General features: G+C 66.0%; 1 protein-coding gene. It reads right to left on the bottom strand.

Annotation, left to right across the window (positions count from 1 at the left end):
* Positions 1-479, bottom strand: a 479-nt coding sequence (locus V2J85_RS40440) for an acyl-CoA dehydrogenase family protein (protein WP_330824367.1), incomplete at both ends; no start/stop codon positions are given.

Below are 479 nucleotides of genomic sequence, written 5' to 3' on the forward strand. Positions count from 1 at the left end.
GTCGATGATGCAGCGGTCCAGGAAGGCGCGGGTGACCGCGCATTCGGTGGCCATCTCGGCGATCTCGAAGCGGATGTGCTGGAGCTTGGCCAGCGGGCGGCCGAACGCCTCGCGCTCCTTGACGTACTGGGTGGTGATCTCCAGCAGGTGTTCGGCGGCGGCGATGGCGGCGACCGCTATGCCCATGCGCTCCTGGGCCAGGTTGGTCATCAAGTGGATGAAGGCGCCGTCGAGTTCACCGAGGAGGTTCTCCTTGGGGACGCGGACGTCGTTGAAGAACAGCTCGGCGGTATCCTGCGACTTCTGGCCGATCTTGTCGAGGTTGCGGCCCCGCTCGAACCCTTCGGCCCCGCGCTCGACGACGATCAGCGAGAGCCCCTTGGCGCCGCCGTCGGGAGTGGTCTTGGCGACGACGATCACCAGGTCGGCCAGGATGCCGTTGGAGATGAAGGTCTTGGAGCCGTTGAGCAGCCAGTGGT

Source organism: Streptomyces bugieae, assembly GCF_036352915.1.
Taxonomy (GTDB): Bacteria; Actinomycetota; Actinomycetes; order Streptomycetales; family Streptomycetaceae; genus Streptomyces; species Streptomyces endophytica.